Source organism: Paenibacillus validus NBRC 15382 (genome assembly GCF_004000985.1).
In the GTDB taxonomy this organism is placed as follows: Bacteria; Bacillota; Bacilli; order Paenibacillales; family NBRC-103111; genus Paenibacillus_G; species Paenibacillus_G validus.
Genome location: NZ_BIMH01000002.1, coordinates 71,014 through 96,840 on the forward strand (window position 1 = coordinate 71,014; position 25,827 = coordinate 96,840).

At 47.9% G+C, this 25,827-nt stretch carries 25 protein-coding genes; 7 read left to right on the plus strand and 18 right to left on the minus strand.

The features are described 5' to 3' along the window. Window positions 1-190: 190 nt before the first annotated feature. The 10 genes from PVA01S_RS02220 to PVA01S_RS02265 all read right to left on the minus strand — a co-directional run bounded on the left by PVA01S_RS02220 (window position 191) and on the right by PVA01S_RS02265 (window position 11,909). Window positions 191-1,486, minus strand: a complete 1,296-nt coding sequence (locus PVA01S_RS02220; RefSeq protein WP_127604828.1) for an MFS transporter — start codon at window positions 1,484-1,486, stop codon at window positions 191-193. 21 nt (window positions 1,487-1,507) lie between these two features. Then, window positions 1,508-2,917, minus strand: coding sequence for a response regulator transcription factor (locus PVA01S_RS02225; protein ID WP_164751709.1), 1,410 nt, complete (start codon window positions 2,915-2,917; stop codon window positions 1,508-1,510). 25 nt (window positions 2,918-2,942) lie between these two features. Next, window positions 2,943-4,358 (minus strand): sensor histidine kinase, encoded by a 1,416-nt coding sequence (locus tag PVA01S_RS02230; protein WP_127604832.1) that lies wholly within the window; start codon window positions 4,356-4,358, stop codon window positions 2,943-2,945. A gap of 228 nt (window positions 4,359-4,586) precedes the next feature. Then, a complete protein-coding gene (locus tag PVA01S_RS02235; protein WP_054796416.1) occupies window positions 4,587-5,471 on the minus strand; it encodes a nitrilase-related carbon-nitrogen hydrolase in 885 nt (294 codons plus the stop codon). A gap of 75 nt (window positions 5,472-5,546) precedes the next feature. Further along, window positions 5,547-6,395 carry a polysaccharide deacetylase family protein gene (locus tag PVA01S_RS02240; protein ID WP_127604834.1) on the minus strand — a complete coding sequence of 283 codons (849 nt, stop codon included), beginning with the start codon at window positions 6,393-6,395 and terminating at the stop codon, window positions 5,547-5,549. A 248-nt stretch (window positions 6,396-6,643) separates the two neighbouring features. Continuing rightward, entirely contained in the window at window positions 6,644-7,285 is a 642-nt protein-coding gene (locus tag PVA01S_RS02245; protein WP_155614603.1) for a GntR family transcriptional regulator, read from the minus strand. A 58-nt stretch (window positions 7,286-7,343) separates the two neighbouring features. Continuing rightward, complete coding sequence (locus tag PVA01S_RS02250; RefSeq protein WP_127604838.1) at window positions 7,344-8,756, minus strand: SLC13 family permease; 1,413 nt, start codon at window positions 8,754-8,756, stop codon at window positions 7,344-7,346. Between the two features lie 74 nt (window positions 8,757-8,830). Then, on the minus strand, window positions 8,831-10,174 hold the full coding sequence (locus PVA01S_RS02255) for an MmgE/PrpD family protein (RefSeq protein ID WP_127604840.1): 1,344 nt from the start codon (window positions 10,172-10,174) through the stop codon (window positions 8,831-8,833). A gap of 21 nt (window positions 10,175-10,195) precedes the next feature. Then, window positions 10,196-10,879, minus strand: coding sequence for a GntR family transcriptional regulator (locus PVA01S_RS02260; protein ID WP_127604842.1), 684 nt, complete (start codon window positions 10,877-10,879; stop codon window positions 10,196-10,198). A 19-nt stretch (window positions 10,880-10,898) separates the two neighbouring features. Further along, window positions 10,899-11,909, minus strand: a complete 1,011-nt coding sequence (locus PVA01S_RS02265; RefSeq protein WP_127604844.1) for a tripartite tricarboxylate transporter substrate binding protein — start codon at window positions 11,907-11,909, stop codon at window positions 10,899-10,901. A gap of 581 nt (window positions 11,910-12,490) precedes the next feature. On the opposite strand from PVA01S_RS02265, the gene PVA01S_RS02270 reads away from it, so the two are divergent. Together PVA01S_RS02270 and PVA01S_RS02275 are read left to right on the plus strand one after the other, a co-directional pair. Then, complete coding sequence (locus tag PVA01S_RS02270; protein ID WP_127604846.1) at window positions 12,491-12,952, plus strand: tripartite tricarboxylate transporter TctB family protein; 462 nt, start codon at window positions 12,491-12,493, stop codon at window positions 12,950-12,952. 21 nt (window positions 12,953-12,973) lie between these two features. Continuing rightward, window positions 12,974-14,500 carry a tripartite tricarboxylate transporter permease gene (locus PVA01S_RS02275; protein ID WP_127604848.1) on the plus strand — a complete coding sequence of 509 codons (1,527 nt, stop codon included), beginning with the start codon at window positions 12,974-12,976 and terminating at the stop codon, window positions 14,498-14,500. 166 nt (window positions 14,501-14,666) lie between these two features. On the opposite strand, the gene PVA01S_RS27820 is transcribed toward PVA01S_RS02275, so the two are convergent. After that, a complete protein-coding gene (locus PVA01S_RS27820) occupies window positions 14,667-14,837 on the minus strand; it encodes a glycine zipper domain-containing protein (protein WP_464621143.1) in 171 nt (56 codons plus the stop codon). Between the two features lie 35 nt (window positions 14,838-14,872). Between PVA01S_RS27820 and PVA01S_RS02285 the strand changes: the two genes are divergently transcribed. Further along, window positions 14,873-15,199, plus strand: a complete 327-nt coding sequence (locus PVA01S_RS02285) for a transposase (RefSeq protein ID WP_127604850.1) — start codon at window positions 14,873-14,875, stop codon at window positions 15,197-15,199. A 41-nt stretch (window positions 15,200-15,240) separates the two neighbouring features. Beyond that, entirely contained in the window at window positions 15,241-15,870 is a 630-nt protein-coding gene (locus PVA01S_RS02290) for an IS3 family transposase (protein ID WP_127604852.1), read from the plus strand. Window positions 15,871-16,459: 589 nt separating this feature from the next. Here PVA01S_RS02290 and PVA01S_RS02300 read toward each other — a convergent pair. The 3 genes from PVA01S_RS02300 to PVA01S_RS27690 form a co-directional block, all read right to left on the minus strand. Then, the gene (locus tag PVA01S_RS02300; protein ID WP_127604854.1) at window positions 16,460-17,044 is read right to left on the minus strand and encodes a hypothetical protein; all 585 of its coding nucleotides are present in this window, start codon (window positions 17,042-17,044) and stop codon (window positions 16,460-16,462) included. Between the two features lie 59 nt (window positions 17,045-17,103). After that, complete coding sequence (locus PVA01S_RS02305; RefSeq protein ID WP_127604856.1) at window positions 17,104-17,964, minus strand: restriction endonuclease; 861 nt, start codon at window positions 17,962-17,964, stop codon at window positions 17,104-17,106. A gap of 1,033 nt (window positions 17,965-18,997) precedes the next feature. Next, window positions 18,998-19,327 carry a zinc ribbon domain-containing protein gene (locus PVA01S_RS27690; protein WP_127604858.1) on the minus strand — a complete coding sequence of 110 codons (330 nt, stop codon included), beginning with the start codon at window positions 19,325-19,327 and terminating at the stop codon, window positions 18,998-19,000. A 184-nt stretch (window positions 19,328-19,511) separates the two neighbouring features. On the opposite strand from PVA01S_RS27690, the gene PVA01S_RS02315 reads away from it, so the two are divergent. Next, window positions 19,512-19,652 carry a hypothetical protein gene (locus PVA01S_RS02315; RefSeq protein WP_127604860.1) on the plus strand — a complete coding sequence of 47 codons (141 nt, stop codon included), beginning with the start codon at window positions 19,512-19,514 and terminating at the stop codon, window positions 19,650-19,652. Between the two features lie 449 nt (window positions 19,653-20,101). Beyond that, on the plus strand, window positions 20,102-21,064 hold the full coding sequence (locus PVA01S_RS02320; RefSeq protein WP_127604862.1) for a cation diffusion facilitator family transporter: 963 nt from the start codon (window positions 20,102-20,104) through the stop codon (window positions 21,062-21,064). Window positions 21,065-21,131: 67 nt separating this feature from the next. Here the strand turns inward: PVA01S_RS02320 and PVA01S_RS02325 are convergent, their stop codons facing one another. Together PVA01S_RS02325 and PVA01S_RS26420 are read right to left on the minus strand one after the other, a co-directional pair. Continuing rightward, entirely contained in the window at window positions 21,132-22,205 is a 1,074-nt protein-coding gene (locus PVA01S_RS02325; protein WP_127604864.1) for a LacI family DNA-binding transcriptional regulator, read from the minus strand. A gap of 162 nt (window positions 22,206-22,367) precedes the next feature. Beyond that, a complete protein-coding gene (locus tag PVA01S_RS26420) occupies window positions 22,368-22,508 on the minus strand; it encodes a hypothetical protein (protein ID WP_155614605.1) in 141 nt (46 codons plus the stop codon). A gap of 184 nt (window positions 22,509-22,692) precedes the next feature. Between PVA01S_RS26420 and PVA01S_RS02330 the strand changes: the two genes are divergently transcribed. Continuing rightward, window positions 22,693-23,211: a DUF3231 family protein gene (locus tag PVA01S_RS02330; protein ID WP_127604866.1), complete on the plus strand. Its 519-nt coding sequence runs from the start codon at window positions 22,693-22,695 to the stop codon at window positions 23,209-23,211. An 84-nt stretch (window positions 23,212-23,295) separates the two neighbouring features. Here the strand turns inward: PVA01S_RS02330 and sdhB are convergent, their stop codons facing one another. After that, entirely contained in the window at window positions 23,296-24,063 is a 768-nt protein-coding gene (gene sdhB / locus PVA01S_RS02335; RefSeq protein ID WP_127604868.1) for a succinate dehydrogenase iron-sulfur subunit, read from the minus strand. A 2-nt stretch (window positions 24,064-24,065) separates the two neighbouring features. Next, window positions 24,066-25,826, minus strand: coding sequence for a succinate dehydrogenase flavoprotein subunit (sdhA, locus tag PVA01S_RS02340; RefSeq protein ID WP_127604870.1), 1,761 nt, complete (start codon window positions 25,824-25,826; stop codon window positions 24,066-24,068). Window position 25,827: the final 1 nt, after the last annotated feature.

Below are 25,827 nucleotides of genomic sequence, written 5' to 3' on the forward strand. Positions count from 1 at the left end.
GTTGTTCAAATAACAACCGTTATTTTCAAAAGCCTTGTCATGTCGTTCCCGCTTCTATCGGCCAGCCTCCTTCATGAATGAGTAGGTTATGCTTGTATACGAATTTTAATACTAGTTGTATACAAGTAAATTATAGAGGATTGCTCCTCTTCCGTCAATATGAAATATGCTGTGGATAAGCATTCATGATTCAGGATATATAGTCCTCCAGCTCGCGTGAAGTAGGAATTTCCCTCATGATCCAGAGCGGAATCAAAGCTAACGGCAGCAGAATGATTCCGGCAATGGCAATCGCACTGTTGTAGCCGTTGACTTCGATAATGCGCGGTGCAAAGTAGCTGACGACCCCCCACCCGAGCCAGCAGGAAGCCGAGTTGATCGAAGAGCCTGTACCCCGGGCCCTTGTAGGAAAGGCCTCCGTGAAAATTCTCGGGATGACTCCCCAGATCCCGGCGCCAAAGAAACTCCACAATAAGTAGGCCGGTAGAAAGGTGCTGTAGGTTTCGGCATAGAAAGTCATCCATACGGTGAGCGGGATGGATAAAATAATGAAGAGCGTGTTCACATATCGGATTCCGATAATTCCGCTGAGCCATCCGCAGCAAATAAAGCCCAATATGCTGATCAGGCTGCCCGCTCCAACGGCCCATGTCGCCTCGTACCAGCTCAGTTGATAGGCATGGCTCATCCAATAGGGAGCAAACCAGATCAACAAACCGTAAGCAATCACCACAAAATTCATATAGATCCATATAAAAATCGTATTTTTTAACAGCTCCCCCTTGGTCAACTGCAAATACGTGAATTTGATGGCTTCTTCCTTATTTATTTTGAAATCGGTCGGAATGATTTCATATTGCCTGGAGTCCGTTCCGAGCGTTTTGGTTGTTTGCCTGAACTTGAACAGATCCATGGATCTTCCCGGCTCCTTGATGTACATGCGAATAATGATGATCAGGAAGGCAGGGATAGCCGCAATGAAGAAGGCGCTGCGCCACCCAAGCGAAGGAACGATGTATAACGAAAGCAGGATGGACACTGCCGTGCCCGCAGGCCAGCCGGCCGCCATAAAGCCGACGATCCAACCGCGGTTTTTGGCGGATACGGACTCAATCAATATGGTCGCTCCCACGGCATACTCGGCGAATGCGCTTCCGGTAGCCAAAATTCGAAACAGGCTCAACGATTCGAAATTCCAGGATAAGCCGGTTAAGAACGTTCCTATCGTCATCAGCAATAAAATCCATTGAAAGACGATTTTTCTTCCTAAATAATCCATGAGCGGGCCGACAATCAGGTTGAACAAGATCGCAATGAGGAATCCCCCGGCTACAATGATGCCGAAATCCGACAAGGAAAAATCGAACTCATCCATAATCTCCGGCGCAACAAAGAAAAATAAAGAGGCGTCCATCGCGGAGATGCTCCAACCCAAGAATGCGATGACCGTCACAAAAGAACTGTAGGCACGAGAGTTATGTTTCATCTTGACCTCCAATCATTTGTCTCACCTATGGATTTCTCTATATTGAATAGGCGTCAATGACAGTTCCTTCTTGAACACCTTAATAAAGTATTTCACATCGTTAAATCCGACCGCCCTGCTGATTTCGATCAGATTCAGCTTCGTTCGGGCAAGCAGCGTCTGGGCTTCTTTGATTCTTTTCTTCGCGATGTAAGAGGTGAAATTGATTCCTGTTTCGTTCTTGAACAACAGGCTGAGGTAAGAGGGGGATAATTCCAAATACTCCGCCACCATGTCCAGCGACAGCGACGAATTGCCGTAATGCTGTTCGACGAAAATTTTCGCCTGCAGCGCATAATCCTTAGATTGCTTGTCCCATCTATTCAGGATAAATTCGATTAACGGATTGAAGAAGGTCGCTTTCCACCGATACAAATCCCCCCAAGCGCTGACGGTCTTCCATTCAAGCAGCCACGAAACGTTGTCGTTCAACTCGTTATACACCCTGAAATACTTGGAGATTTCAACATAAAGCTGAAACAAGATGAACAAATGCGCTTCCAAGGTCTGGTCACGGTCCAATAATTCGTTCAACTGCTGCGTAAATAACTTCTTCTCTCCCTTCTTCAAAGCGGAAAGCAGTCTACTCTCGTCTTCGACGGTTAAATAGGTAGGAGATGGCTTCCGGTTTTCTTCCCCGCTCCCATATTTCATATCCTGGATCGCTTCTTTGTAAGCCTTCTCTACGGAAAGATCGTCACTTGTGTGCACCTGGCTCATTCCGCAAGCGTAACGGTCATGCAAATTCGTAACGGTTGTCCTAGCCAGCTTAGTCAATCCCTCAGGTGTATCCCCAAATACCACATAGACGATTTGTCTTCCCATCCTGAGCGAAAAGCTGTAGCCGCTTTGTTTCATCTCGGCTTCCGGAATTTCGGTCAGGGAGAAAATAAAGCAATAATATTTTTTCGGAAAAACGATTTCGTCATCCGCAGGCTTCTCTTGGTGGGTGATGCGTTCGTACATATAGTTTTTCAAACGGATTGAGCTGACGTTTTCCTGCTCCCGCTTCTCTTTATGAATTTGGGAGACGACGCTTTCGATCGTCGATTTCAGCTCTTCCGGATCAATCGGCTTCAATATGAAATTGGAGACCCCGTATTTAATCGCTTTTTTCGCATATTCGAAATCGTTGTAGCCGGAGATAATAATCACTTTCGAATCGAAGGCGACATCCCCGGAAAGACGCTCGATCATCGAGAGACCGTCCATGACCGGCATTTTGATGTCCGTAATAATGATATCCGGTTTATTCAGCTTCATGAGGTCCAGGGCCATTTCGCCGTTCTTGGCATGGCCGATCAATTGAATGTCATATTGATGCCAAGGGAGCATTTTCTCAATGCCTTTGCTGATCCATGGTTCATCTTCGACTGTTAACAATTGCAGCACATGAATCACTTCCTTCATCGTATCGTCAAGATTGGTTTACCGGTATCTTGATCCGCACACTTAATCCACGGGGGCTGATGTTCTCGTACTGAAGGCCGTATGCTTCTCCATATGCAATTTTCAGACGATAATTTACATTATAAACCCCGATGCTGTCAGAGACTCTGGCATCGTCCGCATGTTCCGGCTTGGAATCATACGCCCTTAAGGCCTCGTTCATGCTCTGAATCTTGTCTTCAGGCATGCCTGTGCCGTTATCGTTGACACGGATCAAGATATGATCCTGCTCAAGCGTGCCTTCGATCCGGATCATCCCCTTATCCGTTACATGATTGAAAGCATGCGTGAAGCAGTTCTCCACAATGGGTTGAAGAATAAATTTGATCGTCCGATGCTCCAGAATTTGAGGGTCAATCCGCTGTTCGCATTCGATCCAGCCGTCAAAACGAATCAGCTGGACCTTCAAGTAATGATCCACGTGATCCAGTTCTTCCTTCAGAAGCACATCCTCCGCATCCTGAACCGTATTGTAACGAAACATCTTGGATAAGGAACGGGAAATCTGGGCGATTAGCGGCACCTCATGAATGATCGCAAGCGAATTGATCGTTTCCAGCGTGTTGTGAAGGAAATGAGGATTAATTTGAGATTGCAGCGCCTTGAATTTCGATTGGTTGGTCGCCATTTTCAATTGGAATTGAAGATTGATCTGCTCTTGCAATTTAAGCATAATCTTCTGAAAGCTGATGCCGATCTCCCAAATTTCGTCCTTGATGATGACAACCTGATCCGATGTGTTCTTGAATTCCCCATCATCAATCGCATTGATTTGTTTTCTCAAAGAACGAATCGGTGCGGCAACGTGTAAGGAAATGAGGACAATCGAAAACACACTGAACACCGTAGACAATAGGATCAGATACGTCATCCACTTTTTGAGGTAGGCGTTATTTTCATAAATAGCCGCCACTTCCGTTATACTGATCGAACGAAGCCCTGTAACCGGATTTTTTTGATAGATCACAAGCATTTTCCGTTTATTTTCTTTGATTGTGAAATTGCCGCTTTCGGGTGCCCTGGCGTTAACTTCACTTTCAATGGAGGAGGAACCGTTAATCCGGTCATTCGAAGTGTACAGAATCTGTCCGTTAGCGTTCATAATGAGCAAATCGCTGGGTACGTTAAAATGAAGCCCTCCGGCAAGATCTTGCACCAGACCGTCTTGGACGCTGAATAGCTTCTCCGTATCAGAGCCCCATTTTTCATAAATAACCGTCATGGAATGATCGAGCTGCTGAATCATTCTGGTCTGCGCGTCCACGGCGTTGTCGTAATACTTGATTGTCCAAAATTGATAAATGAGCAGTTCCAGCATAATTAAGGGGAAAATCGTCAAGAGGGAGTATAAGATCATATATTTGTATTTAATGCTAAAGTACAAAGAAGTTCACCCCATCTTGTCGTCCTGCGCCCGCCGAAATTAAGCGCTTTCTCGAAGGAACGGGAACATGCTTATCTGCAGCACACACGTAAAATTATACACCCCCCTATCATCAGATTCAAATCGGTTCGAACATGTTCAACAGCCAGCGTCTTTACATAAAAAAATCCCTGATTGGCTCGAGAAGCAGCAATGCTCCTCGGGCAATCGGGATTCAACTCTACTCTTTTATTTCCGGTTATAGGATTTGTAAGGCTCGTATCGGGTATATACGTTCTCTCTCCGGGTACGGTCAACGAAGGTCGTTGCAGCCCCGGTCTTTCGGTTTACGTACAATTCGTCAAGGTCTACAACACCGGTGACGACCATGTTTACATTCGTTTCCGCTTCAGCGACAACGCCGTCAGGCGACCATGCCGTATCGCACGGGCTTAAGATCGATGCCCGGCCGAACCCGTTCGGCAGCGGCGACCCGGGTTCGCCTACGGTAGGGCAGTGAACGAAATAGACTTGGTTCTCAATGCAGCGGGCTTGGGCGCAATGGCGAACGCGCCAGAACCCGTATTCCGTGAACGTGTAGGACGGACAAAAAATAATTTCGGCTCCGTTGATGCTGTGAATTCGCGAAATCTCCGGAATTTCCGCCTCATAGCACACGGCAAGCGCAATCTTGGCCGGACCGATGTCGTACACCTGCAATTCGTCGCCCTCCGAGGTTTGCCAATTCGCTTCCGCCGGGAAAATATGTGTTTTCTTATGCTCGACATACGTGCCGTCAGGCTTGAAAATGTAGGCGATATTGTAATACTTGTCGCCTCTGCGCTCCAGGTGCGAGCCGGCGATGATCACCTGTTGTCTGTCTTTCGCCAGTTTACCGAACAAATGTTTGTAATCCTCCGTGTACTGGTCGATCTTCACCAGATCGGCTGCGGAATAGGCATCGCTGCCTTCAAAGCTGGTCAGCAGACCGACTGTGAACAATTCCGGGAAAATGACATAGTCCGACTGCGGCGGAACCTGATCCATCAGTTCAGTCACCTGCTGCTTAAAAGCATCAAAGCTCGGGGCGCGTTCAACACGGAATTGGCAGGCGGATATCGTTACTTTTCTCATCGTTATTCCTCCATGACATTACATTCTTTTGAGAAAAGTCCCCCGTATATGTGGAGGACTTGGCGCATCGTTTTTTTATTCTTCGTAATAGTTGTCGTAGATTTCTCCGAGGGTCGCGAACCAGGCACCGCGTGATTCCATATATTGAATCAATTTCTCCAGCATTTGAATCGTGTGAGCCCGGCCGATCGTTTGCGGATGCGTCGTCAGCACATAGCAGGCGCCTTCTTCCTGATCGCAAGCATAATCGTATATGGAGGCCCAACGGTCAAATATGTCTTGCGTAGGCCTTTGCCCTTCTTGTCCGCCTGTCAGGTACTCCATTTGAGGGAAATCGTCGAGGTACCAGGACACGGGGATTTCCAGCACTTTGCTCTCCGCTTGAAACACATTGGCTTTATCCGCGTTCACTTCAACCGTTCTCGGCCAGTAGGGATGCAGATCGTTACCCATCAGGCTGCTGTCATATTTAAACCCGTATTTCTCCAGAATCCCCAGCGTATTCGGACTGAAATCCCAATAAGGGGACCGGTAGCCGCGCGGTTTGACGCCTATTCTGGCAAGCGATTCAAGACCCATCTGCATCACTTTTTCTTCTTCCTCATAGCTAAGCGGCGTCGGATTCTCATGTACATAACCGTGATGAGCCACTTCATGGCCACGCGCGACCACTTCTTTGCAAATGTCGGTGAACGTATCCACGGTGTGGCCCGGAATGCACCAGGTCGTTTTGATTCCATATTTATCAAACAGTTTAAGCAATCTTGGAGCGCCCACTTCGGCTCCGAATTCGCCGCGGGACATATAGGCCGGAGATGTGCGATTGAAAGAACCGATCCAGATCGATTGTGCATCAAAGTCACAGCCGATGTTTACCGCGACTTTTTTTCCTTTAGGAAGTCTTACTTTTCCGTTTCTTTGCATAGCGTGTTCCTCCTCAATCGATTTAGGTTGTTTGGCTTGCCTCCTGTTTGCCAGGCAACCGCTTCGGGGTTTCCGACCTGACACGGATTGTTTTGGTTACGCTCTCATTTTAGCTCGGGATTAGGGTTCTGAATATTCCAACTATTTTAGCAGGGTGTAAATTTATTTGATTTCAAACTTTTTGTATACAAAAAAAGAAGCCGTTGACGAACTAACCGGCTTCTTTCGTAACTTTATCCATGTTACTGTTAAAATTTCGCCAAGATCGTTTTATAGGCATTTCTGATGTGAAAGCTTGCCACCGTCTCCGCGAGCTCCGGGTCACCGCTTTCAATGGCCTTCACGATCATCCAATGCTCCTTCAAGTTCTCCTTCGGTCTGCCGCTGCTCGACAAAGAAGTCGACATGAGCAAACGGAGATGTATTTGCAAGGTTTGCATCATGTTCTCTAAATAGATGTTTTTCGTACCTGAGGCTATAGCCAAGTGGAATTGCGTGTTAATCTTGGAAAGTGTATAAATATCCTCTTGTTGTACGGCTTGCTCCGCTTCCTTGAGTAAATTCGTCAATGCGGCAAGAACCTCTTCATTCCGGTTTTCAGCCAGGATTCTGGCGCCAAGCCCTTCCAGGACCTCACGGATCTGATAGAGCTGCTTCAATTGATCGCCGGATATGGAAGTGACGGTCACGCCCTTGTGGGGCTCTGATTTCACCAAGCCCAGATTTTCCAACTGGCGAAACGCTTCACGGATGGGGGTTCGGCTTACGCCAAGCTTGATCGATAACGTCCGTTCCGACAAGGTTTGTCCCGGGCGAATTTCGCCAAGATGTATGGCGTTATAAATGTAATCGAAAACCTGCTCTCTTTTGATATCTTTTTCTGATGACAAGTTGAACACACCCACCTTTTTTGACACACTTCTCCTTCCCTATTATACGATAACGGCGTTATTTGTAAATGTGAAGGCCGACATGCGGCCAGTAATAGAATGCGGCAACAATCGTCACGACCATAATCAGCAGCGTGAATATGCTGCCTGAGACCAGCATATCCCTGCTGGTGTAATACCCCATAGAGAAAGTCGTCAGGCTGCCTGTTGATTGGGTCGGAAAGATGAAGGCGATGCTGCTCGAAACCAAACAGATCATCCCGAGCCATACCGGATTGTAGGGCGTACTTATCGCAAAAGATAAGGCCATGGGCATCAAGGAGGCGACCATTGCCGTGTAGTTCGTAAATCCGAACCTGATCGTCACAAAAATCAGTGTCATGGCTACAACCAGGGACAGCACGGACAGGTTGTCTAAATAAATCATGGACCAGGATGAAATCCATGCGACAAAACCGCTTGTCTCAAGCGAATTGGCCAACGTAAACCCTGCCGCAAACAAAAAAGGAATTTGCCAGTCGACTTTATGGACGACGTCCTTCCATTGAATTAACCGGAACCCCGGCAAAAACAATAAAATCATCACCAAGACGGCGGACAAGGAAATTGATAAATGATGGAGGTCCCGCGTCGCCCATAAAAGAATCAGCAATACATACAGAAATACCATCTGGTACTCTTGCTTGGAAAAAGCCCCCAGCTTTTTCTTCTGCTGTTGGAAGTATTCCCTGCCTTCTGCGACAACCGATACTTTGGCGGGAAACAGCACTAACAATAAAACCCATAATAACGCCAACACGATCATCACAATCGGAAGCATCACGATAAACCAGTGCAGGTAGCTCCAGCGGAAGCCAAGCATGGATTCAAATAAACCCGCTGCGTAAATCGATCCGCTTGCCCCCGTAAGCAGTGCAATCGTGCTGAAATAGGGGACAAAGGTTATGGCCAGCATAATGGCCGTGCTCACATTGCGGCCGCCCTGCTTCTCCATAACATGAATCGTTTCCGAAGCGATCGGAAGCAACAGCGCCAATCGGCCTACTGCGTTAGGAATGAAGAAGGTGAGCAGGAACGCTACGATAAATAAGCACAATAAGGTCCATTTCACATGGCCGCCTGCCAAGCTTAAAATCGAATATGTCAGCCTTTTGTCCAAAGATAATTTCTCTACAGCCGCTCCCATAATCAGCATGGAGATGATCAACCAAATCGTTTCGTTGCCCAGCTCGCTCGCCGCTTCTTCAAAGCTAAAAATGCCAAAAACAGCGGTTAACGCCACAGCAAGAAAACTTGTGATCGGTGCGGGGATCACCTGCGTACCCCACAGAACAATCGAAAATATCAAGATTCCTAGAGCGACCCACCCTTTGTCTCCCATAGCTTCCGGAATAGGCAGCATCGGGGCCCCTATAAGAAAAATAAAAGAACAGAGCAGTAACACATTCTTCTTATTCAATACTATACCCATCGGGATCTGCCTACTTTCCAAAAAACTGTAAAAAGGAAGAGAAGCCTTGTTATCCAAGGCTTCAACTAGTCAACCTAAACGGTGGCTGTTTGGGGCGTGCAATAAGGTATCACTTCATTGATATTGGCTACGGAATCCAAATCGTAAAGCTTGGCAATGATGGCTTCCGTACTGTCGCTTCCTAAAATTCCTTTCACTACTTTTCTGAACTTATTGCAAAGAGCCTCATCCGTCATCGGGTTCTCAATGCTGCCCGTAGCATGCTCGACTTTGTACTCATAGACTTTACCGTCTACCGTCGTCAGTTTGGCCAGAGCCTCATCTTCCTCGAACGACTCGTTAACTACCGGCTTGATTTTAGTTCTGAACGCCAGCGTCTTAGGGTCCAAAACCTTGGCGTCCTGGTACTGCTCCTCGCTCGCATCCCCCTCAAGGAAAGCCATTGCTCCCGTATGGAAAATACTAAACTTGCCTTCCAATCCGGTTTTCGGTTCAGGCTTAGCCGTAAGCTCGAGCACATAAGGATTGACTGAAATTTCAATTTCCTTCACCTGGGACGGATCACTCACCTGCTTGCCAAGTGCAATGCACGCATCGATGGCCGGGTGCAGCACAATACCGCAAGCGTATGGCTTAAATGCGTTTTTCAAGGTTTCCCATTGAGTTCCCCAGTTGATATTTACCTGCTCCAGATCATGCTCAGGAGCCGTAACATTGGCAAAGCCTCGCTTGGCTTCCAGCACTTGCTTCGAGCTGGTAAAGCCTTTTTGAGCCAGAAGTGCGGCTAACAGTCCGTTCTCAGCTGCTTTACCCGGATGGAAAGGCTTGGTCATTGTGCCGAACATTTCGCGTAAACCAAATGCTTGTGTCCCTGCCAGACCCAGGGCGTTCAGCATTTGCTCTTCATCCAACTCCAGCAAAATACCGGCGGCGACCGCCGCTCCAAAAACACCGGCCGTACTTGTAATATGCCAGCCCAAATCGTAGTGGCTCGGGCATACGGCGTTGCTGATTCGCAATTCAGCTTCAACCCCAAGGATAAAGGCGCGCAGCACTTGTTTGCCCGAAAGGTTGAACTTCTCCGCTAAAGCAAAGCATACCGGAGCTACAGGTCCGCTCGGGTGATGGATCGTATCCAGATGCGTGTCATCATAGTCAAAAATATGCGAGCTCATTCCGTTGATCAGCGTGGATAACAGCAGGTCCGCCTTTTCCCTTCTTCCAAGAATCGAAACCTGTTCACTGGATTGAAGATCGTTCTTCAAGCTGATCAGCATTTCAACCGAAGGATGGTAGGCAGCTCCAATCGCAACGCCCATCCAATTGAGGATGCTTTTTTTGGCATGCAGGATGACTTCCTGAGGAATGTCCTCGTACTTCGTATTTAAGCAATTGTTAACCAGGTTTCTAGTAATCATAGCGAATCTCTCCTCTTTATCCTATTTCGTCTTTTTTACAATAGTTGAACGCTCTTTGATGGTGTTCATTTCTTTTATGGCGTTGGCATAAGCGGTTCGAATATGAAATTTGGCGGTAACTTCAGCCAGCTGCGGGTCCCCGCTCTCAATCGCATCCAAGATCGACCAATGCTCCCTGAGGTTTTCATAGGGTCTGCCGCTTTGCGAAAGAGAGTGCGACATCACGATATTGATATGGGACTGCAAATTCTGCAGGGTGTTAATCAAGTAAACGTTCTCGGCCCCGAGAGCGATTTCCATATGAAATTGAGCATTGATTTTGGACAGAAGGCCGATGTTCCCTTCAGCGGCGAACTTCTCCGCCTGCTCCAGCAATATTCTCAAATTTCGCAATACTTCGTTGTTCTGATTCTGAGCCAACAATCTGGCGCTAAGTCCTTCCAGAACCTCACGGATCTCATAAAGCTGTTTCACCTTTTGCTCTGAGAAAGAAATCACTCGTACTCCCCGATGAGGCTCGTACTGGATTAAGCCTTCTTTCTCCAGCCTCCGAAAAGCTTCGCGGATGGGGGTTCGGCTCACGCCCAGCCTTCCCGCCAGTTCCCGTTCGGTGAGAATTTGTTCTAAGTGGAAGTCGCCCCTCTTGATGGCTGCAAATATATATTCAAACACCCAGTCTCCCTTGGTAGCCAGTTCTTCTTCCACTTACAGTCCTGCCCCTCTATTATTGCAATTTCTCTAACCAGGTTTTGGTTAAAGTATCTTGTTTTTTAACATATTCGGTGAATTGACTATGATCCATCGTCCCATCCACCATTTGCGCATTTTTCATGTACGTTTTAAATTCTTCTGTCGCCATCGCTTTGGCGAAGGCGTCATTAATCTTGAGAAGCACTTCTTCCGGAACGCCGGCAGGTGCGAAGATCCCTCTGAACTGGGCCCAGGAAGTATCCACGTCATATCCGGCCTCTTTATAGGTTGGAACGTCCGGGAATTCAGGGAGCCGCTTCTCTGCCATGACCCCTAATACTCTCAATTTGCCGCTTCTGACATATTCGGAAACCTGCCCGGGATTTGAATTGGCCACATCGATGTGTTTACCCAGCAGTACGGTAACCGCTTCACCCGTACTTTCATAAGCTACCCAGCTGGCTTTGACACCGGCCTTCTCGGCAAAGATGTTCCAGGCGATATTGTGACCTGAGCCGATCGAGCCGTAACCTCCGACATTGAGCTTCTTTTGCTTCATGGCTTCAACAAGATCGTTCAATGTTTTGTAAGGGCTGTCTGCATGAACCACGATTACGTAAGGATCGATTTGAACCCCTGCCACGTACGAGAACGATTCCAATTTAAATTGTTTTTTCAAGTTGCTGTTCCACATACCGATTTGGGTAGGCGTTAACGCTCCAAGCGTATATCCGTCCGGCTTGGCTTTAGCCAGGTCGGCCAATTGTTCGGCCCCGCTGCCGGCTGGTTTATTTTCGATCAACACTTGTTGACCTAGAAATTTCTCCGCCGATTTAGCCAATTCGCGAGCCATAGCGTCTGTAGGACCGCCCGCTTTCGTATGAACCAAAATCGTGATCGGCTTCGTAGGGAAGTTAACCGCTTGTTTACTGCTTTGTTTATCGCCTTGGACTTGCTTCGTCGCTGCCGATGAGCCACAGCCTGTCAACAGTGTCGCACCAAGTAAAGAAACCAAAGCAAGGGAAACGGCTTTTTTACTGATCATTTCGTTTCACTCCTTCTCATGTATTTGTATACCACCTGAGGCCAATTATGGGGCGATTAATCGCTTACAGTCAAGTTAATAATTCGTCATTTTATCAACGAAATACAAATATTACTCTTAATATCTAACTGTATCTTTAATTCTTGTGTATATTCATTTTTTTGAAAAAAATCGCAGAACGGTATACCACCTTGTTTTTGACATTAGATGTAGCCTGTGCGGGAATCCCCCCGTGATCCTCTTCCGCTTTCCAATACACAGCCAACTGGTATACCTAATTCGCCAGATTGAGACTATTTAAATTTTATCGAAATCAGTAGTAATTTAAAGATATTTAGAGTTAAATGCTAATTTTCAAGTAAATTTGATTCATTTATTGTTTGACTCATCTCAACCGAGTGACCCATAATTAGCGTTGTTTGGTATACCGCCTATTCAAAAACACTCCATACGTGAGGAGGATTACCCTAAACATCTGTGAGTTTATTTTCTTGGAAGCGTTTTAATCAGATTTTTCCAAAAAATTGAAAGCGGATTCTTCTATTGTTTTTAACTTGATATAACAGGAGGCTCGAGACAGAGTGAGTAAAACATTTGACCGATATGCAAGTCTCGCTTTTCTGGTGTTGGGTACCGGATTTGTACACCAGAGCCTGAATATGGCCTCGAACACCGAGGATAGCCCCGTAGGACCGAATACATTGCCGTTGGGACTTGGCTCGATTCTTATCCTATTAAGCTTACGCTTGCTATACGAAACCTTTAAGGTAAAACATGCCGATGAGCCAAAGATATCCTTGGATTACAAACGTTTTGCGATTATTTTAATTGCAGCCATTTTATATGCCTTCTTGCTTGAAACGCTCGGTTATGTGATCTGTACGTTTATTTTTCTGCTGGTTGGCTTCCAAACGATGTCGAAAGGCAAATGGATACCTTCTCTTGTCATAGCTTTGGCTTTCTCATTTGGGGTTTATTATTTGTATGTGGACTTGATGAACGGTTCTTTGCCCGGGCTTCCCGAATGGTTAGGCTTCGAGTAATTTCAAACGAGGGGTAATGAAATGGACACTTTACAATTTTTGATGCATGGTTTTGCCATCGCGTTACAATGGCATAATATTCTGTTTGCCTTTGCCGGCGTTCTTATTGGTACGATGGTCGGCGTTCTTCCAGGCATCGGTCCGATTAGCGGGGTAGCCCTGCTGATTCCGGTGACCGCTTCGTTGACCGGGGGACTGAGACCCGAAGAAGCGGCGGCCAGCTCCATTATCTTATTGGCAGGCGTTTACTATGGGGCGATGTACGGGGGTTCAACGACTTCGATTCTGCTCAATACGCCAGGTGAATCCTCATCCGTAGCAACTGTGCTCGACGGATATCCTATGGCCAAGCAAGGAAGAGCGGGAGCCGCTTTGTCGATTTCGGCGATCGGATCTTTTGTAGCCGGGATCATTTCACTCATTGGTTTGGTCATCCTGGCTGAGCCGCTCTCTAATCTTGCCTTAAAGCTCGGGCCTGCCGAGCATTTTTCCTTAATGATTCTAGGGCTATCCGCTCTTAGCGGTCTGGCCGGCAAATCCGTCACGAAGGCGCTGATCATGACGACCTTGGGACTATTGCTCGCTACGATCGGAATGGATACGATATCCGGCGTAGCCCGGTTCACGTTCGACCTGCCTGAGCTTTTTCAAGGGTTCGAATTCTTGACGGTTGCCGTGGGCGTGTTCGCCCTAGGGGAAGTATTCAAAACGATCCTGGAGAGAGAAAGCAACAATGGCGAAATTGCCAGAATCAACCGGATTTTTCCGACCAAGCAGGATTTGAAGGATAGCGTAGGCCCCATCCTCCGCGGTTCGTTCTTAGGCTTCTTTAAAGGCATCGTGCCTGGATCAGGCGCCACCTTAGCTTCGTTTCTTTCCTATCTTTTAGAGAAAAAGATCAGCAAGAACCCGGAAAAGTTCGGTAAAGGCGCCATCGAAGGCGTAGCCGGACCCGAATCGGCTAATAACGCGGCTTCCGGCGGTGCGATGATTCCCTTACTAACATTAGGGATTCCGGGTACGGGAACTACGGCGGTTCTGATGGGCGCGCTTATTATGTATAACGTTCAGCCGGGTCCGTTATTATTCTCCGAGCATCCGACGATCGCTTGGGGACTCATTGCCAGTATGTTTATCGGCAACTTGATGCTACTAATTTTGAATATGCCGCTCGTTAAGGTGTTCGCCAAGATTATTGAAACGCCGCCCAAATATTTGATCCCGATGATTGTGGCTATTTCGTTCTTTGGCGTATACGCGGTTCAGCTTGCGACGTTCGATCTGTTCGTCTTGATCGGTTTCGGGATATTCGGTTATTTCATGACCAAACAAGACTACCCGATGGCCCCTCTCGTTCTTGGTCTGGTCTTGGGGCCGATGATTGAAAATAATTTGCGCAGAGCTCTGACCATCTCCAATGGCGATTACAGCGTGTTTGTAACAAGACCTGCATCCTTGATTTTCCTTCTCATCGCCCTTCTTTGGGTGGCCGTTCCGGTTATCCTGAAGATGAAGGGTAAAAAAGTAATCGTGAATGAAGCTGCATAACCTAGTTGGGACGGTTCCCCAAGGTCTGAGACCTTGGGGAGACCGTCCCTTTTGTTATAAAGCAAAGCTTGCCTGTTGTACAGCGCACGCTAACAGCGCGTTTGCGCGCGCGTCGTGCAGGTGCCAAAACGGTTAGTGAGGCAAGCAAGTGGGAAAATATTCTACGTTACTTCTTCTTTTTTTCCATAGACGCCCCAATTCCTGCTCCTATCGCAATCCCAACTCCCATGCCTAGAGCAAGGTTATCCAAAAGCAACCCGAACGCTGATCCCAATGCGACTCCTAAAGCAATCTCTAAAGCCCCGAAATTACCTTTGAGTCTATTCTTCTTATCCACTACAATATGAATTAACAAAAGTGGAGGGATCAAAGATGCAGCGCAAGAGTTACAGCATAGAATTTAAACAGCAGCTCATCCAAGAAGCCTTAGAGGCAGGCAACGCAAGCCAAGTTGCCAGACGACATGGAATCGACGGGAAAATGCTATCCCGCTGGATTCGTCAATCGAAACAGACAAGTTGGAAAAACGCATCACCCGAATCCAAAAAAGTTGCAGCCTACACCCCAACACCCAAAGAGTTTCAAGCGTTAGAGCAGGATAACGATAAATTGAAAAAGCTGTTGGGCGAGAAGGATTTGGAGATTGCGATTCTTCGTGATCTCGTAAAAAAGGTGAACCCCGCCTATCGGACAAAATAGAGATCGCCGACACATGGATTGCGCGGGGGTATAAAGCTGCAATGGTGCTGCGAATCGTCGGCGTCAGTGAAGCGACGTACTATTACCGGAAGAAGCATTTCAAGCAAGAGCGAGTGTATAACGGCGGAAGACCAATTCCCGGCTTTTCCTTGGATCATAAGCAGCATCCCGTCAGCGATGAGCAGATCAAGGAATGGCTGATGGAACTTATTTCCGGGGAAGAAGCCACATACGGTTATCGTAAACTAACCCTATGTCTGAAACGACAGTATGGGCTGATCGTTAATAAGAAAAAAGTATACCGACTGTGTCAGGAACTGGGCATCCTGCAGCCACAACGCCGGAAGCGAATCCAATATCCCCGAAAGCTGGCGAACAATCGTGAGATCCGCGCTTCGAATCAGCTTTGGGAGATGGACGTCAAATACGGCTACATTGCAGCACAGCAGCGTTTCTTATTCTTGCTCAGCCTGATTGACGTCTACGACCGATCGATTATCGACTACCACATGGGCCTCTCTTGCGAAGGGAAGCATGCCGCGCAGACCTGCAGAGGGCACTATGGAAACGACAACTCTTTGGGAAAGATCAGTTGCCAGTGGTTCGTACCGATAACGGCCCGCAATTCATCAGCCATGCTTTTGAGGAAGCGTGCCTGGAGTATCGTGTAGAGCATGAACGGATTCCTCCGAAAACGCCGAATAAAAATGCGCATGTCGAAGCATTTCATGCCATTTTAGAACAAGAGTGCCTCTCCAGGCATGAATTTGAGAGTCAGTGGCGGATTCATGGCAGTTTGTATGATCTATCCCCGCAGGAGTTTCATCAAGCTGCACGTCAGCAAACCGTAAAGCCGCTTGTGATTAAGGTATGACTGATGGACAAAGCCCTTTACATGGAGGGGCGGGCATGATCGGTCGCCACCATTATCTGTTCGACTTCAGTTTCGTTGAATAACTCCCATGACCTAACAGAAGGTTTCCAGTTCAATTGCACAACCTGACAATTCTTAGCGTGTCTTAACCAGGACAGCATTAGGGATTCAGCAATTTCTATCTTCATGCGAAATTTCCTTTCTGATAGTCATACTGTGTGGTCGGCAAATTGGATTTTCCTATAATATTTGTGCTGTTTTTTTATAGCAAAGCAGTTCACAGACTCATCCATGTGAGGCCATTAAGATGGCCTTGAGTAATGAAGCTTTCTCTTGTACCATAGATTCTGTCACTATCGTAGATGATTCCAGGCCCAAGCGACCAATCATTTTTTTGCCAATTTCCAGTATTCATTCATTAGTTTTTGATAATCATCTGATAATTGTTTGTTGATGTCTCCAAGAAACTTGACTTTCAGGTCATCATCAGATTTGGCTTTCAATACGTTTTTCAAATTCTTAAGCGTATTCTGGTTGCGTTGGATCACATTCTTCGTTTCAGCATAATTACCATCAATCCCACTCGTGGATAAGGACAGAATTTCCTCAATATCGTCCATCATTCTCATTTCGGTTAGTCTCTTCATTTCTAAGGTATCTTTGTAATATGGACTCTCCTTAAAACCATTTTCATCAACATGTTCGTTAATGAAGTTGTAAGAATAGGTATGCATAATTATATCCCTTGGAATACTTAGATATTTGGGAGACATTGCATCTATAATCTCTTTGATCTTCTTTTCCGTTTCTTCATTCTTCTTTGCCGCTGACTCCCTAGATTCCTTTTCACTCTTCCTTTTGTCCAAGTATCCCTTTATAAAAAAACCTATAATTGCCAACAAGCCAGCCACTACAAAATCTGACCCTTTATCGGGAAGTAACTCTACTATTAGTTGTATTAATGAATCCATTTTTACGCTCTCTTTCATTTAGTGTTAGCTGACATTGCCAATGATTTCTCCCTTCTACCTTATAACGATCTTGTTTGTCTACAACCAGGAAACTTGGTACAACCGAGAAACTCTTCCCCTTGCTTACTCTTCCTTCTTACCATAGGAGAACCACACTTGCATGTCACTGAGGTTGTTGCCGCTGCTTCCTTCCGAGCTATTGCTACCTCTGACTTTGCTACCGTCTCAGTTCTCTTCTCTATGGGACGCGGTTTCTTGCTCGGTTGCCATTTCCCCCATGCTCTTAGCTTTTGCTCGACTAAGGCTCCATGCCAATAATCGACTTTGAATTGCTCTGCTTCCTTCTTGGCAGGAGGTGTAAGATCAGATGTAGTGATAAGCAACGATAATATACAATCATGATTCCTCTTCGCCGCCACAAGTTCACGCACTGTCATTACAGGTACTAGATTATGGTCTGCATAGCATTTGGCTTGGACGGCTGTTTTCTCCCCGCGACCATCAACGATCACAAGATCAACTCCACCATCATTACCGCCTACACCTACTTCTTTTACTGTGTAGCCCTGATCACGGAAGTAAAGAGCAAGTAGACGCTCAAACTCAGCTCCAGATAGGTCATCCAACCTGCTAGTAAGGATGATTTCATCAGTTCTACATCCCTTTGAAGTCCGTCTTATGTTTGTCTGAGCAGCCTTCTTAATCGATGTTTTGGGTTTCTGCTTTTTCTCGGTTCGTCTTTTCCGAGTCCAGATAGCTCCTATGATATCCGCAACTATGATTGAACCGATGAGTATGCCAAAGAAGAATCCCCAATGCAACCCTGGGATGTTGAAGTACAAAGTAAGCCCACCAATAATAAACAAGCCTCTCAAGACATATGCGAGTTGTCTTCCTTCTGCGTAGTAAGTTCTAGCCATTGGTTCTTTAACCCCCTATTTCCTTGTCTTTCCATTGGTAAGTTCGAATTTTCCTAACAATTTCTCTTCTAATCTTCTCTCGGTATCCATGGAACCCACTCTCAATTGTTTTTCTAAAACCGCAATTCTCACATGTTAAAAGCTCAATCCCATACGAGCCCTCATTCATTACTAAGTATCCATTACATTCTTTGCAAATTGGAACAGGAAGTTGTACTTGTTACTGTAGGTCGAGAGATACCAACCCTCAGTTAAGAAGCTCATCATTAGTCAAGAACCAGATTTTAATTCCTACACGAGCGATATTGTAGACGGGGTAAAGTGGGAATGTTATTGCAGCTCCGATAAAAAAGGTAATTGCCCCAGCTACTATTGGGTGTTTGAGTAATTCTTTCATCTACCGACCAACCAACTCTCATTTTAGTCTATTAAATGAAAAAGGTGCGCCTACTGAGGCAGCACCCTGCTCTTATGCCTATATTCGATTATAGGTCAAAATGCTTAATTTTGGAATATCATGCAGACTAATGCCGAATTCTCTTATTAGGAATAGTCATTATTGTAACAGCCCCAATTATAGCTGTCACCAAGAACAATGTGTACCAAGCATTATTATAGTTCGTCTGCTGATGTTCGAGTTGATGCGCCTTCTCGCAGGCCTTACGAATTGAATTAGAATTGTCCGAAAGCAATGTCTCCAGTATGTAAATAATAACTTCGACCAACAAAACAATTGCACAGATCATACCAACTATAGTCTTCCTGCTCATGCCTGACTGGCCTCGCTTGTTGTCCCGCTTGCTGCTAGAGGCTTATTAAATCTTCTTCTTATCGGAGCAATCAGCAAAATCGATACAATGTTCACGATATTTAGTGCAATCGTCCATCCATAAAAGCTCTTTGCTGTCGAGAACACGTAATCATAAGAAATTCACGAAGGACATGACGCGCGTTTGCGCCCACTGCTGAGTTGCCACCGCATCTTGATACAACGTATTTACGTTGAAAAATAACACTATGCCGAATACGATGGTCAGAAGGAATGCGTGATACGAGCCGTTCCGAACATCATCACCGATAACCTTGAATAGTCTAAAGACCAGATACACAACAATGATGTTAAGCAAAGCGTTAATGCACGCTGAATAATTTTAGCTTTTGTGCCGCGCGTAGCCGCTAAGCCATTTTGAGCAAGCGACTCTTCTTCAAGCTTTGTAATAGATACTTGCGGAGCCTCCACATCTGTTGTATCGATAGGTCGCCCTTCATCTGATACTAGCAACTTCGCTCCGCAAGAAGAACAAAACTTAGCGCCCTCTAGGACTTGCTTGCCACAATTTGAACAGTACATTCGTTCCTTCATGATTAAAGAGGAAAAGCTGGCCACGGGGGAACGATATGAAGATAGGAGCTTCCTAGTTGCAGCAAGTATGGTATTCCTTTGTCCTAAGCTAATTGCAGTGTGGTTTGAAAGCGTATGCTCAAGAAGACGAACATGCGAGTGATCAGACTTTCATGATCTTCGTCATACGTGCGCTTCCCTACTCATGAGTCTGGACATTCATCCAAAGATAGTCCAAGAACAGCTCGGTCATTCATCCATAATGATCACCTTGGACACTTACTCTCACCTAATGCCAAATATGCAAGCTGAGGCGGCTACTGCTTTGGAGAAACTCCTAAGGTAGCCGCCTTTCTCCTGCCATTACCCGTAATCCCCCGCCAAATTCCTGCCAAAACGCATAATTCGATCATTTCCCTGCCAAGGTAAAGCTTAAAAGCCCCTATGGGACAAGGGCTCCTAGACATACAGACAAAAAAAGAGACCCGCCAACGGGGCGGATCTAAGGGTGTATATATTAAAAAGGGGGTCTTGCTATCTATAATACACGGATAACATGTTAAACACGTAACAGATATATTTCAATTATGTAACAAAATTGAAAGCGTTATATGCCGTAATGAGAATCAATATCATAATATCGAGAAATATTATCAAAATCAAAGAAAACGCTAACTTGATACCGATAATTAGTCTCAAAAGGCTGAAAATCGATATCAATTAAAGTATTTGCCAAAATTTCGACCTTGACGTATAATCCAATCAAGGACTTACCTTACAGAAAGGGTGATTCGGATGTACGATTATCACCATCTCGACCATGCGAAGAAACAAAGCCGTTCCAAGAAAACGCTGTGGATCACGCTGAGTTTAACTTTATTCTTCACCATCGTTGAAGTCATTGGCGGACTGCTGTCCAATTCGCTCGCCCTGCTCTCCGATTCCGCGCATATGATCTCAGACGTGCTCGCTCTCGGATTGAGCATGGTTGCCATCTATATGGCGACGAGACAGCCAAACGCCAAATATACGTTCGGCTTCCTCCGTTTTGAGATTATCGCTTCGTTCCTCAACGGTCTGGCGCTGGCCATCATTTCGATCGGCATCTGTATCGAAGGGATACGGCGATTTATGAACCCGGAACCGATCGATCTCAAGCTCATGCTGATCATTGCCTCCATCGGGCTGACGGTCAACCTCGTCCTGACGCTGGTGCTCAGCCGCAGTATGAAGGAAGAGGAAAATTTGAACGTGAAAAGCGCTTTATGGCATTTTATCGGAGATTTGCTAAGTTCCATTGGAGTTATTGTTTCTGCCGTACTCATTTATTATACCGGATTGCCTTGGTTCGACCCGATTATCAGCATTGTCATCGGCGGCATCATCTTCACCGGCGGTGCGAAAATCATTAAGGAATCGTACCTCATCCTGATGGAATCGGTGCCGGAGCGCTTCGATCTGGATGAAATCCGGGCAGCCATCGCTGCCGTGGAAGGTGTCGAAGATGTGCACGAGATGCATCTGTGGGCCGTGTCCTCGGATCATTATTCCCTCACGGCGCACGTCTTTATCGACGACAGCATCCAGCCGTTCTGCATCATCCTCGCCATCAACGAGACGCTGAAGAACAAGTACGGCATCGAGCACACGACGATCCAGATGGAGCATGCGGGCATCCACCCGCACGGCGAATACGGCAAGCAATTTATGCTGGCCAAGGAGCAGAAGCAGACCCGGAGTATCGGTCCTGTCTTCTAGAAGACGTCAAGACGCCTTCCCTCACCTGACCCCCACGAACTGTGGTGACCGGAGAGGCAAGGCGTCTTTATTCGAGCGCTTCCGCAATGCTCGATCTCCGCGCAATCAGGCGGAGCGGAATTTGAATTTCATGGCCGATACGTTTAAGCTTCCGCGCCTCATCTGCCGGAGATTGCTTCAGCGCTCTCGTATCGCCAAGCGCCTCGAGCATCAGCATCATGGTCATTTCAGCCTGCAGCGCATACGGGATATCGAGCGACGTCAGCATCGGGTGGCACACCGTCGTCACCGGATCGTTATTGATGCCGGCAATCCGAAAATCCTCCGGCACCCGGTACCCCCGCCGTTGTACGGCGGACATGAATGCCAGCGAAATCACATCGTCGAACCCAAGAATGCCGACCGGAGCTTCTCGATTCCAGAGTCTCTCCACTTGTTCCAACGCCTGGTCGATCGTCTCCACCTCATCCGAATCGATCATGTCGTACGGCACCGGTTCAGGCAGCTTCGAAAGCCCGTTTCGAAAGCCCGCTCTTCGTTGAAGATCGGTAGCGTACAAGCTTGTTTTGGCCAAATACACAATCGTTCGGCAGCCCTGCTCATACAGATGTCTCACAGCCTCGTCACAGCCATCGACAAAATCGAGGTTCACGGCCCCGACGGCGATGTCGTTCGGCCATCCCCACGCATTAAACAAAACAAGCGGCGTCCCTTCGCCCACCAGATGGCGGGTCGCTTCCTGCGACATCGCCAGCCCGTGGCAGATGAGCCCGTCCACCCGGCGCTGCAGCAGCACATCCAGGTGGCGCTTCTCTATCTCCGGATCGAACCCCGCTGCCGAAAAAACGGACAAATGGTACCCGTACCCATGCGCCATACGCTGCATTTCTTCGGCAAACTGCCCGTGATATCCGCCGAAGACAGGCACGAGCATGCCGAGCTCATACGACTTCTTCCGGCTTAGACTGGCGGCCATAACGTTGCGGCGGTAGCCGAGCTGTTCCGCCGTCTGTTCCACTTTACGGATCGTTTCCGGCGTCATCGGCACATTGCGCCTGTTCAACACGTTAGAAACCGTAGCAATGGATACTCCAGCCGCTTCGGCGATATCGACGATGGTGATTTGCCGCTTTTTACTCATGCCGCATTTCCCTCTCCCTGCTCAAAACTTTCATAGAATAAAAACAATCGATTTAAGCGTTTAATCTTTTCATTTTACCGCCAATCCATTGGACGCGTCAATGCAGCGGATAAGAAAAAAAACCGTTCCGCCCTCTGGCGAAACGGCTGAACAAGACCATCGTTAAATCGACGGTCTATTCGGCTCATGCTTGTCCTTGTGATAGGTCGGCATGGTGTAAGCTTTGCTTTCCACCGCCTGATTCGAGTGATCGGCCATCGACTGCATGGTTTGATTCATGCTTTTGTTTTTGCCTTTGCGCATCGAACTTCCCTCCATCCGTTAGGAACAATATGAGTTGCAGAGTATGCCTTCATGTTTTGTCACCAAACACCGGAAGATATGCAGGACGCAAGACGCCAATAATTCCTACGGTAAGGGAAGATAGATCGTCGGCTCTCCGTACATACTACACGAGGAACTTCATCACCATGCGAAGAGAATCGATATGGGAATCTTAGACGGAAATCCGAAACACGAGCCTATGCATTATGGTGAAATTTATGCTTTGTGGGCATTCAGCTCGCAGACAAAGCTGGCCTTTACCGGTTACCATACGCTGCGTAATCACGCCGGTGATTCTGATTTAAGAGAATTCATGAAGGAATTAATCGATGTCGCGGCTAAAGAAACCGATGACTGCGATGCACTGTTAATCAAGAACGGCATCACCCCCCCGCCGTCGCCGCCGGAGAAGCCGAAAGCGAATCTGGAAGACATTCCGGCAGGCGCTCGTTTCACCGATCAGGAAATATCCGCCTCATTGAGCGTCGATCTGATCATCGGATTAAACATGTGCAGCCAAATCATCGGTCAAGCCATTCGCGAGGATATTGGCATGTTATTTACGAAGTATCATCAAACCAAGACCAGCCTCAGCAGCAAGCTGCTGCGCATGAACAAAGCCAAGGGCTGGCTCGTGCCGCCGCCACTGCAGCTGCAGACGAAAGAATTGGTGCACAGCTAGTCCTTCAATCACAAAAAGGCTCCCTACCGCGCCAAGCGCAAGGTAGGGAGCCTTCATCATTGTATCAAGTTCGGCGTAAGGAAATTACATGCTGAGCCATTTCTTGAACAGATGCTTCGTCGTGTCGAGATTCATCGCCGCGATCGAAGTCGTAAGCGGAATGCCTTTCGGGCAGGAGCGCACGCAGTTCTGCGAGTTGCCGCAGCCTTCGATGCCGCCGTCTTCCATCAGCGCTTCCAGACGCTCGTGAGCGTTCATCTCGCCCGTCGGGTGAGCGTTGAACAACCGTACTTGCGAAATGGCAGCCGGTCCGATGAACGTCGTCTTGTCGTTCACATTCGGACAGGATTCCAGGCACACGCCGCAAGTCATACATTTGGACAGCTCATAGGCCCATTGACGCTTGGACTCCGCCATCCGTGGTCCCGGTCCGAGATCGTACGTACCGTCGATCGGAATCCATGCTTTCACTTTCTTCAAAGCCGAGAACATGCGCTCACGGTTGATGACCAGGTCGCGGACGACCGGGAAGGTGCTCATCGGAGCGATCCGGATCGGCTGCTCCAGCTTGTCGACAAGCGCGCTGCAAGCTTGGCGCGGCTTTCCGTTAATGACCATGGAGCAAGCTCCGCATACTTCTTCCAAACAGTTCGATTCCCAGCACACCGGCGTCGTTTTGTCGCCTTTGGCATTCACGGGATTCCGCTGTACCTCCATCAGAGCGCTGATCACGTTCATGTTCGGACGGTATGGAACCTCGAACTCTTCCGTATACGGCTTGCTTTCCGCTGAGTCCTGACGGGTGACGATAAACTTAATCTTTTTGTTTGCTGTCGCGGTTGCTTCGGCCATGATCAATGACCTCCCTTCTTCTTGTCGGTTGTGTAGTCACGTTTACGCGGCGCGATCAAGGAGACGTCGACATCTTCCCACTCGATTTGCGGGCCGTCGGCCGTCCATTTCGCCTTCGTCGTCTTCAAGAACTCCTCGTCGTTACGTTCCGGGAACTCCGGCTTGTAGTGCGCGCCGCGGCTCTCGTTACGAAGAAGTCCGCCAAGCGTCATCGCGTGCGCGAGCTCCAGCATGTTCCACAATTGACGCGTATAAGCGACGCCCGGGTTGTTGAAGCGAGCCGAGTCGTTGATGTTAATGTTTTTGTAGCGCTGCTTCAGCTCGTTGATTTTATCGATCGTTTGCTCCAGGTTTTTGTTGTAGCGAACGACCGTCATGTTGTTGGTCATCCATTCGCCGAGCTCTTTGCCAAGCACGTACGCATTTTCCGTACCGTTCATTTTCAGGATGCTTTCGTACTTCTCGGTGTGCAGCTTCGCATAACGTTCGTAAACGGTCGAGGAAATGTCCTCCGCATGCTTATCCAACCCTTTGATGTACTCGATCGCTTTCGGACCGGCCACCATACCGCCGTAGATCGCGGAGAGCAAGGAGTTCGCGCCCAGACGGTTCGCGCCGTGGTACTGGTACTCGCACTCGCCTGCGGCGAACAAGCCCGGAATGTTCGTCATCTGGTTGTAGTCGACCCACATACCGCCCATCGAATAGTGAACGGCCGGGAAAATCTTCATCGGGATTTTACGCGGATCGTCTCCCATGAATTTCTCGTAGATCTCGATAATACCGCCCAGCTTGACGTCGAGCTCCTTCGGATCTTTATGCGACAAGTCGAGGTAAACCATGTTCTCGCCGTTGACGCCGAGCTTCATGTCGACGCAGACAGCGAAAATTTCGCGAGTCGCGATATCGCGCGGAACCAGGTTTCCGTAAGCCGGATATTTCTCTTCGAGGAAATACCAAGGCTTCCCGTCCTTGTACGTCCATACTCGTCCGCCTTCACCGCGAGCCGATTCGCTCATCAGACGCAGCTTGTCGTCCCCGGGAATCGCCGTCGGGTGAATCTGAATGAATTCGCCGTTCGCATAATATACGCCTTGCTGATATACGGCACTGGCTGCCGTACCCGTATTGATAACCGAGTTCGTCGTTTTCCCGAAAATGATCCCGGGACCGCCCGTCGCCAAAATAACCGCATCCGCAGCGAACGTATTGACTTCCATGCTGCGCAGATCTTGTCCGGCAATACCGCGGCATACGCCGTCGTCGTCCAGAATCGCGCCGAGGAATTCCCAGTGCTCGTATTTCTTCACGAGGCCGGCCGTTTCCCAGCGGCGTACTTGCTCGTCGAGCGCGTACAAGAGCTGCTGGCCTGTCGTGGCGCCGGCGAACGCCGTACGGTGATGCTTCGTGCCCCCGAAGCGGCGGAAGTCAAGCAAGCCTTCCGGGGTACGGTTAAACATAACGCCCATCCGGTCCATTAAGTGAATGATGCCCGGCGCGGCTTCGCACATCGCTTTAACCGGCGGTTGGTTGGCAAGGAAGTCGCCACCGTATACAGAGTCGTCAAAGTGCTCCCAGGGAGAATCGCCTTCGCCTTTTGTGTTAACGGCGCCGTTGATGCCCCCTTGAGCACAGACGGAGTGAGAACGTTTAACAGGAACCAGAGAGAACAAGTCGACATGGACTCCGGCTTCTGCAGCTTTAATGGTGGCCATCAAGCCTGCAAGGCCCCCACCGACTACGATAACTTTCGAATTCGCCATG

What these genes read in the sequence shown, in the direction of transcription:
- PVA01S_RS02220 (WP_127604828.1), bottom strand. Translation starts at nt 1,486, where the DNA reads ATGAAACATAACTCTCGTGCCTACAGTTCTTTTGTGACGGTCATCGCA.
- PVA01S_RS02235 (WP_054796416.1), bottom strand. Translation starts at nt 5,471, where the DNA reads ATGAGAAAAGTAACGATATCCGCCTGCCAATTCCGTGTTGAACGCGCC.
- PVA01S_RS02240 (WP_127604834.1), bottom strand. Translation starts at nt 6,395, where the DNA reads ATGCAAAGAAACGGAAAAGTAAGACTTCCTAAAGGAAAAAAAGTCGCG.
- PVA01S_RS02250 (WP_127604838.1), bottom strand. Translation starts at nt 8,756, where the DNA reads ATGGGTATAGTATTGAATAAGAAGAATGTGTTACTGCTCTGTTCTTTT.
- PVA01S_RS02255 (WP_127604840.1), bottom strand. Translation starts at nt 10,174, where the DNA reads ATGATTACTAGAAACCTGGTTAACAATTGCTTAAATACGAAGTACGAG.
- PVA01S_RS02265 (WP_127604844.1), bottom strand. Translation starts at nt 11,909, where the DNA reads ATGATCAGTAAAAAAGCCGTTTCCCTTGCTTTGGTTTCTTTACTTGGT.
- PVA01S_RS02275 (WP_127604848.1), top strand. Translation starts at nt 12,974, where the DNA reads ATGGACACTTTACAATTTTTGATGCATGGTTTTGCCATCGCGTTACAA.
- PVA01S_RS02285 (WP_127604850.1), top strand. Translation starts at nt 14,873, where the DNA reads ATGCAGCGCAAGAGTTACAGCATAGAATTTAAACAGCAGCTCATCCAA.
- PVA01S_RS02290 (WP_127604852.1), top strand. Translation starts at nt 15,241, where the DNA reads ATGGTGCTGCGAATCGTCGGCGTCAGTGAAGCGACGTACTATTACCGG.
- PVA01S_RS02300 (WP_127604854.1), bottom strand. Translation starts at nt 17,044, where the DNA reads ATGGATTCATTAATACAACTAATAGTAGAGTTACTTCCCGATAAAGGG.
- PVA01S_RS02305 (WP_127604856.1), bottom strand. Translation starts at nt 17,964, where the DNA reads ATGGCTAGAACTTACTACGCAGAAGGAAGACAACTCGCATATGTCTTG.
- PVA01S_RS27690 (WP_127604858.1), bottom strand. Translation starts at nt 19,327, where the DNA reads ATGAAGGAACGAATGTACTGTTCAAATTGTGGCAAGCAAGTCCTAGAG.
- PVA01S_RS02315 (WP_127604860.1), top strand. Translation starts at nt 19,512, where the DNA reads ATGAGTCTGGACATTCATCCAAAGATAGTCCAAGAACAGCTCGGTCAT.
- PVA01S_RS02320 (WP_127604862.1), top strand. Translation starts at nt 20,102, where the DNA reads ATGTACGATTATCACCATCTCGACCATGCGAAGAAACAAAGCCGTTCC.
- PVA01S_RS02325 (WP_127604864.1), bottom strand. Translation starts at nt 22,205, where the DNA reads ATGAGTAAAAAGCGGCAAATCACCATCGTCGATATCGCCGAAGCGGCT.
- PVA01S_RS26420 (WP_155614605.1), bottom strand. Translation starts at nt 22,508, where the DNA reads ATGCGCAAAGGCAAAAACAAAAGCATGAATCAAACCATGCAGTCGATG.
- PVA01S_RS02330 (WP_127604866.1), top strand. Translation starts at nt 22,693, where the DNA reads ATGGGAATCTTAGACGGAAATCCGAAACACGAGCCTATGCATTATGGT.
- sdhB (WP_127604868.1), bottom strand. Translation starts at nt 24,063, where the DNA reads ATGGCCGAAGCAACCGCGACAGCAAACAAAAAGATTAAGTTTATCGTC.
- sdhA (WP_127604870.1), bottom strand. Translation starts at nt 25,826, where the DNA reads ATGGCGAATTCGAAAGTTATCGTAGTCGGTGGGGGCCTTGCAGGCTTG.